The organism is Methanobrevibacter sp. (assembly GCF_045646205.1).
GTDB lineage: Archaea > Methanobacteriota > Methanobacteria > Methanobacteriales > Methanobacteriaceae > Methanocatella.
The window spans coordinates 1-9,298 of record NZ_JAZRKF010000055.1 but is presented as its reverse complement, the minus strand read 5'-3'; the positions used below and the strand labels follow the sequence as shown (position 1 = coordinate 9,298).

At 39.2% G+C, this 9,298-nt stretch carries 11 protein-coding genes; all 11 read left to right on the top strand.

Features of this window, described 5'->3' with window-relative positions; all coding sequences use genetic code 11:
* Nucleotides 1-1,555 (top strand): coenzyme-B sulfoethylthiotransferase subunit alpha (mcrA, locus tag ACKI44_RS09380; protein ID WP_407423751.1); only part of this gene is annotated, 1,555 nt, incomplete at its 5' end.
* 302 nt (nt 1,556-1,857) lie between these two features.
* A complete protein-coding gene (mtrE, locus tag ACKI44_RS09375; protein ID WP_407423748.1) occupies nt 1,858-2,736 on the top strand; it encodes a tetrahydromethanopterin S-methyltransferase subunit E in 879 nt (292 codons plus the stop codon).
* A 13-nt stretch (nt 2,737-2,749) separates the two neighbouring features.
* The gene (gene mtrD, locus ACKI44_RS09370) at nt 2,750-3,451 is read left to right on the top strand and encodes a tetrahydromethanopterin S-methyltransferase subunit D (protein ID WP_407423746.1); all 702 of its coding nucleotides are present in this window, start codon (nt 2,750-2,752) and stop codon (nt 3,449-3,451) included.
* 1 nt (nt 3,452) lies between these two features.
* Nucleotides 3,453-4,268, top strand: a complete 816-nt coding sequence (mtrC, locus tag ACKI44_RS09365) for a tetrahydromethanopterin S-methyltransferase subunit MtrC (protein ID WP_407423744.1) — start codon at nt 3,453-3,455, stop codon at nt 4,266-4,268.
* 17 nt (nt 4,269-4,285) lie between these two features.
* Nucleotides 4,286-4,615 (top strand): tetrahydromethanopterin S-methyltransferase subunit B, encoded by a 330-nt coding sequence (locus tag ACKI44_RS09360; protein ID WP_407423742.1) that lies wholly within the window; start codon nt 4,286-4,288, stop codon nt 4,613-4,615.
* A complete protein-coding gene (mtrA, locus tag ACKI44_RS09355; protein ID WP_407423740.1) occupies nt 4,616-5,332 on the top strand; it encodes a tetrahydromethanopterin S-methyltransferase subunit A in 717 nt (238 codons plus the stop codon).
* Nucleotides 5,333-5,345: 13 nt separating this feature from the next.
* Nucleotides 5,346-5,552 carry a tetrahydromethanopterin S-methyltransferase subunit F gene (locus ACKI44_RS09350; RefSeq protein WP_407423738.1) on the top strand — a complete coding sequence of 69 codons (207 nt, stop codon included), beginning with the start codon at nt 5,346-5,348 and terminating at the stop codon, nt 5,550-5,552.
* A gap of 10 nt (nt 5,553-5,562) precedes the next feature.
* Entirely contained in the window at nt 5,563-5,802 is a 240-nt protein-coding gene (gene mtrG, locus ACKI44_RS09345) for a tetrahydromethanopterin S-methyltransferase subunit MtrG (protein WP_407423736.1), read from the top strand.
* Nucleotides 5,803-5,815: 13 nt separating this feature from the next.
* Complete coding sequence (gene mtrH / locus ACKI44_RS09340; protein ID WP_407423734.1) at nt 5,816-6,748, top strand: tetrahydromethanopterin S-methyltransferase subunit H; 933 nt, start codon at nt 5,816-5,818, stop codon at nt 6,746-6,748.
* A 136-nt stretch (nt 6,749-6,884) separates the two neighbouring features.
* A complete protein-coding gene (locus tag ACKI44_RS09335; protein WP_407423732.1) occupies nt 6,885-8,354 on the top strand; it encodes a methanogenesis marker 14 protein in 1,470 nt (489 codons plus the stop codon).
* Nucleotides 8,355-8,363: 9 nt separating this feature from the next.
* Nucleotides 8,364-8,972, top strand: coding sequence for an NTP transferase domain-containing protein (locus ACKI44_RS09330; protein WP_407423730.1), 609 nt, complete (start codon nt 8,364-8,366; stop codon nt 8,970-8,972).
* The last annotated feature ends 326 nt before the right edge of the window (nt 8,973-9,298 follow it).

The following is a 9,298-nucleotide window of genomic DNA, read 5'->3' as shown; positions in this document are numbered from 1 at the left end:
TGAAAAGAAAACTGCATTTGTAAAAGAAGGTAAAGAAATCGCTGAAAAAAGAGGAATCCCAATGTACAACCCAGACATTGGTTCTCCTTTAGGTCAAAGAGCTTTAATGTCTTACCAATTATCCACTACTGATACTTTCGTTGAAGGTGACGATTTACACTACATCAACAACGCAGCTATCCAACAAGCATGGGATGATATTAGAAGAACTGTAATTGTAGGTTTAAACACTGCACACAACGTTCTCGAAAAAAGATTAGGTATTGAAGTAACTCCTGAAACCATTACAAACTACTTAGAAACTGTAAACCACGCTATGCCTGGTGCAGCAGTAGTTCAAGAACACATGGTAGAAACTGACCCATTAGTAGTACAAGATTCCTATGTAAAAGTTTTCACTGGTGACGATGAATTAGCAGATGAAATTGACTCTGCATTCGTATTAGACATCAACAAAGAGTTCCCTGAAGAACAAGCTGAAGCTTTAAAAGCTGAAGTTGGCGGAGCTATTTGGCAAGCTGTAAGAATTCCATCCATTGTAGGAAGAGTCTGTGACGGTGGTAACACCTCAAGATGGTCTGCTATGCAAATTGGTATGTCCATGATTTCTGCATACAACCAATGTGCTGGTGAAGGAGCTACTGGTGACTTCGCATACGCATCCAAACACGCAGAAGTTATTCACATGGGTACTTACTTACCTGTAAGAAGAGCAAGAGCAGAAAACGAACTCGGTGGAGTTCCATTCGGATTCATGGCAGATATCTGTCAAGGTTCCAGAGCTTACCCTGACGACCCTGTAAGATCAACCTTAGAAGTAGTAGCTTTAGGTGCTGCTTTATACGACCAAATTTGGTTAGGTTCTTACATGTCTGGTGGTGTAGGTTTCACCCAATATGCTACCGCAGCATACACCGATAACGTATTAGACGACTTCACCTACTATGGTAAAGACTACGTCGAAGACAAATACGGTGGATTAACTGAAGCACCTAACAACATGGACACTGTCCTTGATGTAGGTACTGAAGTAGCATTCTACGCATTAGAACAATACGAAGAATACCCAGCTTTACTCGAAACTCACTTCGGTGGATCTCAAAGAGCTTCCGTTATTTCCGCAGCTGCAGGTTGTTCCACTGCATTCGCTACTGGTAATGCACAAACTGGTTTAAGCGCATGGTACTTAGCTATGTACTTACACAAAGAACAACATTCCAGATTAGGATTCTACGGTTTCGATTTACAAGACCAATGTGGTGCTGCTAACGTATTCTCCATCAGAAACGATGAAGGTTTACCACTCGAAATGAGAGGACCAAACTATCCTAACTACGCAATGAACGTAGGTCACCAAGGTGAATACGCTGGTATCGCACAAGCACCTCACTCCGCTCGTGGAGACGCTTGGGCTTTCAACCCATTAGTAAAAATCGCATTTGCTGACAAAAACTTAGTATTCGACTTCAGTAAAGTACGTGAAGAATTTGCTAAAGGTGCATTAAGAGAATTCGAACCTGCTGGTGAAAGAACTGCTATTACCCCAGCAAAATAGATAGATAAACACGTAGATAGGTGATTTTTCACCTATCTATATTTTATATAAAAATCAAGTTTACTTGAAAAATTCCAAAACATTTATATTATCAATACTTAAAAATATATTATATGTAGCAAGTATTGCTAACAAAAATCAAGTTTACTTGAAAAATTCCAAAACATTTATATTAATCGTATTAAAAAGTAATACTATGCAATAAAAATAATTGCATGAATGATTTTTATATGGAATAAAAATCAATCATTTCACGTTTATTAAATGATCAATTTAATAAAATAATATGGAGGAAAAAAATTATGGACCCTGTAACATTAGGTGTAGTTGCATTAATGGGTGCAGTTGCTACTATCGGAGGGGCTGCAGAGGACTTAGAATCTGACATTGGTTCTCAAAGTAACCCTAACTCTCAAGTTCAACTTGCTCCACAAATGGGACATTTACACCGTATGATAAACAAGGCGACTTCTGGTGAACCAGTCGCTTATGGTGTTTGGTGTGGTGTTGCTGGTGCTATTGCATACTTAGTAATGTCTTTAGGTATGATACCTATCGTAGCTATCGCAATCGGTGCTTGTGTCGCTGCTTTTGTTCACTCTATTTATACTGTTACATCCCACATGGGAAGGATTGTCGGACAATCCCAATTTGAACAACCATTATTTATGGATGTATTAACACAATCTTTAGGACCTATCGCAGGTCACGGATTTATAACTAGTTTTTGTATTGTTGGAATTTCATACTTAATGACCATTCCAATTAATGGTACTGCATTACACGTATTCCCATTACCACTCTTAGCAATGCTTTGGGGTATTGCTCTTGGTGCTATCGGTTCTTCAACCGGGGACGTTCACTATGGTGCAGAAAGTGAATATCAAAAATTCGAATTTGGTGGAGGTACCCCTGTAGCTATCCAAGGGGATATTGTTACTAAAGCTCCATTAGGTGCTAAAAACTCTATGGATGTAGTAAACTTCTGTGCTAAATTCGGTGGACCATTAACTGGTTTCTGTTTCGGTCTCGTTGTATTCTTTAGTTTCTGGAATACAGTAGTATTTGGAGTATATGGTGGTATTATTGTTGGTATTATAATCATCATCTTATTAATTATCATGGATGATAGATTAGAAGTATTTGCAAGAACCAAATATGGACCATATGATGAAGAATAAGGAGGTTTCGATTATGGATCCAATTAGTTTAATTTTATTCATCGCAATAGGCGGTATTATGATTGGTGCAGGTGTGCACTTTATTCCTGTAGGAGGAGCTCCTGCGGCTATGGCAACAGCTACTGGTGTAGGTACCGGTACTGCTATGTTAGCTGCTGGTGCAGGTTTAACAGGATTAATTACTGCTGCAACAATGACAGGTGAACCATTTTATATAGTTGGTATCGGTGGTGCTATCGGTGCTATGATCATGATGGGTATTACTATGCTCATTGCTAACTTAATCTACATCTTCGGTGTAGGTATTGTTCCAGCTGCATCCAAAGTACCTGTAGACTGGATTACCAAACGTAATCAAGAAGCTTACAAAACCCCTGGTACTGAAGGTCACGGTGTACCTCTTACTTCATTTGTAAGTGGTCTTATCGGAGGTCTTCTTGGTGGTTTCGGTGGTGGATTAGTCTACTACGGAATTTACGATGCATTCCAAACTGGTAAATTATCTCTCGACCCAGCTGTAAGTATTGGTTTAGCTGCTATTTTAGGTGTAGGTGTGTTCTTTATTAACTCTGTAATTGCTTCATATAACATTGGTGGTACCATTGAAGGTATGCACGATCCAAAATTCAAAAGAATTGGTACTGGAGCTCTTGCATGTGCTATCGCATCTGTTGTTGTCGGAATATTTTGTATTATTTTAACTGGAGGTATCTAAGATGTCTGCTGGTGGAAGTGCTGACGGTGCAGCTGCAGGTGCAGTAAGTTCAACTATGTTACTCGCTGTAGGTATTGTCGGCGGATTACTTTGTATTTATTTATCAGGCTTTTTAGGTGATGTTATTGGACCAGTTTTAGCAGCTATCGGCGCTGTTCTCGCAATTGTTTGGGGAGCAGATGCTATTCGTAGAGTAGCTAGTTATGGTTTAGGTACTGGTGTACCTTCTATTGGTTATATGTCATTATCTGTTGGTGTAATTTCTGCATTAGCAGGTCTTGCTTTAGCAGACACTTTAAAAATGGCTATCGCTGGACCAATTTTAGGTTTCATCATTGCTGTTATTATTGGTGCTATTATCGCTATTGTCGCAACCAAAATTGTAGGTATGAAAATCCCAATTATGCTTCAATGTACTATTGAAATCGCAGGTGCTGCTGCCTTATCAATTTTAGGATTTGCTGTTGCTATTGCAGGTTCATACGAAATGGCTGCAATATTCGAAAATGTTGTTGCTACTGGTTTTATTGCTGTATTATTTATTATGTGTACTATGGCTATCCAACACCCATTCAACGCATGTTTAGGACCTAACGAAGATCAATTAAGAACTCTCAAATGTGCATGTTCTACTGCATTTTTATCCATGGCTATTGTTGGTCTTTTATCTGCTACTACTGGCGGATTAGGTTGGTTTGTTGTCTTACTCATTGGTTTAATCGGATGGATTGTTTCATTCAGAGCATTCGTATTAGCTTCTATTAATGATGCAGCATCAACTAAATGGGCTGGATTATGGCCTAAAGTGGAGCAATAGAATAGGAGGAATCAAATATGGCTCAAATGTTACCTATGATTCAGGTCGTACCTGAAATGAATTTCGCATTAGACCCTGTAACTGGGGTCATCGGATCATCTTTAGGTGGAGGAGTTATACTCCTATCTATGGATGAAGTAAACGAACAAGTAGCAAAAGTGGAATTAGCTGCTGATGAATTAATGGCTTCATTAGACCCATATACAAGTCCTGCTGGTTCTTTCCCTGGAAGAGAAGGTTCCTATGTTACTGCAGGTATGTTAACAAACATGGTATATGGATTCTTGTTAGCATCATTCATCTTATTTGCTGCATTACCAATCTTACAAGCATTGGGGGTATTATAGATGGCTGATAAAAAAGCTCCTGCAGATGGCTGGCCGGTTATTAGTGGGGATTACATTGTAGGTGATCCTGAAAGCCCTGTTGCAGTAACCACTCTCGCTTCTCACATTGAAGGCGAGTTATCAGGTGCAGCAATTGCAGGTCCATGTAAAACAGAAAACTTAGGAATAGAAAAAGTTGTTGCAAACATTATTTCAAACCCTAATATCCGTTTCTTAATCGTAACTGGTGCTGAAGTACAAGGACACATTACAGGTCAAAGTATCCAAGCATTATACGAAAACGGTGCGGACCCAGATAAAAAGAAAATTATCGGAGCAACCGGTGCTATTCCTTTCGTAGAAAACATTCCACTCGACGGTATTGAAAGATTCCAAAACCAATTAGAAATCATTGATTTAATCGATACTGAAGATACTGGAGCAATTAATGCTAAAATTAAAGAATGTGTAGAAAAAGATCCAGGTGCTTTTGAAGAAGAAGCTATGGTTATTTCTGTAGATGAAGATGGCGATGACGAAGACGATGGAGAAGAAATGAAAGTTGTATCAGCTGAAACTGCTTTAATTGAAGCAAGAATCAGAGATATCAACACTAAAATCGACATGGTTGGTGCTATCCAAAGAAATATGGCTGGTAATTATGCTGGTAAAGTTCAAGGTATAATGATCGGATTAGCTTTTACTTTAATCATTGGAGTTTTATTCTTGATATTCTAGAGGAGGTTTAATTATGGTACAAATTTCAAACAAACCAAACATAAGCAGTATGAAAACTGCAGCAGATGATGCTGAATACAGTTCAAAACTCCTTGCAAGAGAAGGTAAATTATTTGCAGGTTTACTCGCAACTAGAGTAAAAGGGTTTGCAATTGGTATTTGCATTGCTTTGCTCTTTATCGTAATTATTCCTTTCATTGCAAAAGCAATAGGATTATAGAGGTGTTATTATGAGTGAAGAAAATTCCATACCTCAAGTAATGGTTTCCTCAGATGAGTTCAACCCTATCATTGCAAAATTAGATGATGCAGAAGAAAAAGTTGATTTCACTGTTGGAGAATACTACCAACGTTTAGGCCAACAAACTGGTAGAGATGTTGGTATACTATATGGTATTATACTTGGATTAATTATTTTAATTGTAGCTATAAAATTCGGTGTAGCTTCAATGTTATCTACCTTATTATAGGAGGGTTATACTTATGTTTAGATTTGAGAAAGAACAACTCGTCGTAGATATTGCTGGAGTAAAAATGGGAGGACAACCTGGTGAATACCCTACCGTTTTAGCAGGAACTATCTTCTACGGCGGACACAAAATTATTAGTGATGAAAAAGAAGGTATCTTTGATAAAGATGCTGCTGAAGGATTAATTAAAACTATGGAAGAAATGTCCGATGTAACCGGAAACCCTTGTGTTGTACAAACTTTCGGTGCTACTGCAGAAGCTATGGTAAAATACTTAGAATTTGTAGGTGACGTCTGTGACAAACCTTTCCTTATCGACTCAACTGCAGCTGCTGCAAAAATTGCAGGTGTAGAATACGTACAAGAAGTCGGTTTATGTGAAAGAGCTGTTTACAACTCCTTAAGTATGGCTGCAGAAGCTGGAGAAATCGAAGCAGTTAAAAACTCAGACATCGACGCTTCCATTCTCTTAGGATTCAACCCAATGAAAGCTGGTGTTGAAGGTAAAATCGAAATCTGGGAAACCGGTGGAGACGTAATCGACAAAGGTATTCTCGAAATGGCTGACGAATGTGGTATTACCAAACCTTGGATGGACGTAGCAGTTACTCCATTAGGTCAAGGTGCAGGACCTGCTGTAAGAACCTCTTACGCTGTTAAAGCTAAATGGGGATACCCTGTAGGATCCGGTATTCACAACGTTCCATCTGCATGGGACTGGTTAAGAGGATACAAAAAAGAACACAAAGAAGCATGGCCTGTTTGTGATATCGGTTCAAACATCGTACAACAAATGGCAGGAGGAGACTTCGTATTATTCGGACCTATCGAAAACGCAAGACTCGCATTCCCTGCTTGTGGTATGGCAGATATTATGATTGCTGAAGCAGCAAAAGATATCGGTACCGAACCTGTAGAAGACCACCCAATTAACAACTTATTATAGATATAAAAAGGGTCTTGATTAGGTGATTTATATCATCTAATCATTTTTTTCTATTTTTTCTAAACTTTTTTAATAAGATTTATATTATTTCAACAATAGATTATTATTTAACTTTAATATTTGGAGAGGTTAAATAATGTCTTTTTTAAGTAAAATTTTTAGTAGAGGTCCTAAGCCTATCATTGCTCATTCCAAGGAAGGAAACCTTGACGTTTTAAGAGCTCAAAGGGCAGGTCCTGCAGCTCCCGGCGCTGTTAAAAAACCGGATACTTTTTATGTAACTGCTTCTGTTGAATTAGGTAACACTACAACCAAATGTATCGTAATGGCCACCAACTTAAATACCAGCGAGTCCTACTTATTGAATAAAACAGTTAAAATGACTCGTGATATCCGTAAGCCTAAGGCCAATGAGGAAGTTTTCGGTAAGACCGTTTGGGGTATTGAACTTTCCAAAGAGGCTGTAACAGAGCTTATTCGTGATACCGTTCTTGAAGCCCTTAAAAAATGTAACGTTGACAAGGATGAGGATTTGGACTTTGTTGTAAGGTCAACCGGGGTTACGGCAGGTTTTGCAACTGCAGAAGAGGCAGGTCAGTTAATCATTGCTCTTGCTGACGGATGTCTTGAAGCGGATATTCCACCTCGTAAGATGTCTCCTGCAATGGGTATTTCACAGCTTCCCGAAAGGCTTCAAAAACACTCCCTTCTGGAAAACATTCTTTTCGACGGTGCTGTTGTAAGTGTGGTTCCTCCTGAAGGTAAAGAAGTCGTTGCAAACGAGATGGAAGGGGAACTTGTAACTGCAGGTATCAAGCTTGGTGCAAAATGGACTGATGTTGACTACAGAAACCCTTGCGTTTCACTGGATTTCGGATCCACCTTGGCCGGGCGTATAGTTAACGACAACGAGCCTTACGCAAACACTGTCGGAAACTTCTTGGGTCTTGCAGGTGTTGTAAGCGACTCAATTGCAAGAGGTTCCGGTAAAATCGATAAGAAAAACGGGGCAGCTTTAGACTTATACAATGAAAAAGAGGCCAAAAAGGGAGATAAGAAAAAGGCTGAAGCCAACGCTTTAGAGGCTCATAAGCTCATCAACATTTCCAAGGTTCCAATGGACATGGACAGGTTCGGTACCGTTCCTGTAAACCCTGAAGCCGCTGCAGCTGCCGGCACAACATTAATCGGCTGTGACGTCGGTGTAAACGGTGACAAACTCGATGAACTCATGGACTTGGGGGCACAGTTCTATGATGAGGACGGTCTCGGCACACTTCTTTCAACACTGGATTATGTCAGTACCAATATCGTTACACGTGTGCTTGACGTTGCATTTGCCGAAGATGTAATTATTCCGGGCTCCGCATTGGGTATTACCGGAAGGGCTGGTGTTACCGGACGCAAACCTGAGCTTATTTTGGAGGCTGTTCAGGACAAGTTTGAAAGCGTTGTCTTTGTTGAAGACGGTCTTGCTTTAGGTTCTGCTATTATGGCCCGTTGTATGAATTCAATGGGTACTCCGAAAGTTCCTATCGGCGGAAAACAGGGCGGAAGATGTATACTGAAAGATCGTATGAAAATGGCCGGAGGCAAATTCGCTTAGGTTTTTTGTATGATTTATGCAATTGTAATGGCTGGAGGTAGAGGAACACGACTCAAAACTCCAGTCGAAAAACCTCTTTTTAAAATTCATGATAAACCATTAATTAAATATGTACTTGACAATTTGGAATCATCTAAATTGGTCGAAAAAGTAATTATTGCAACGAGTCCAAACACTCCCGAAACTTCAGACTATATCAAGGATTTCGGCTATGAGATTCTAGACACTCCGGGCGTTGACTTTCTGCATGACCTGTCTTTAATTCTTGATCACTTTGAAAAAAAGTCTTCAAGTGATGTTCTGCTTTTCATAAATGCCGATTTGCCCTTTATAACAGGCGAATCTATCGACTATATTCTAGAGACTTATTTTGAACATGGAAAGGATGCTCTTTCAACACTCATTCCGGTTGAAATTTTCAATGACCTTAACCTTAAGTATGAGTATGAGTATAAGGGACTTGTGCCGGTAGGGGTCAACATTCTTCGAAGCGTAAATAAAATACAGGACGAGTATCAGCTTGTGATGGAAAAAGAGGAGCTTGCCTTCAATATCAATACACTTCAAGATGCAGGTTTTGCCGATAAATATACTTTTAAATATAATGAATACAAATAGTAGACTTTTACTTAATGTTTGTGGCATTTGGTAAAATTATTCTTGGGCAGTTATGCTCTTTTGAGTATAAGTATTATCCAAGCTATCCCCGGTTGTCTTACCGGTTCATTTTTTTGTTTTATGATATTATTCTGATTCCTTCTTTTAATATGTTTTTTGCGGCGTTGATGTCTCGGTGGTGTTTTGGTTGGATAAGTTAGGAGGATTACTCCTCCCTTCTCTCCGAGGAACCGCCCGTGTGGCTTTCACCACAAGCGGCTCGAGCATAGTTTATAAGAAAATGAGAAAACTAAAGTCTTACTTGTATAGATATTCAAAAGGAGTCT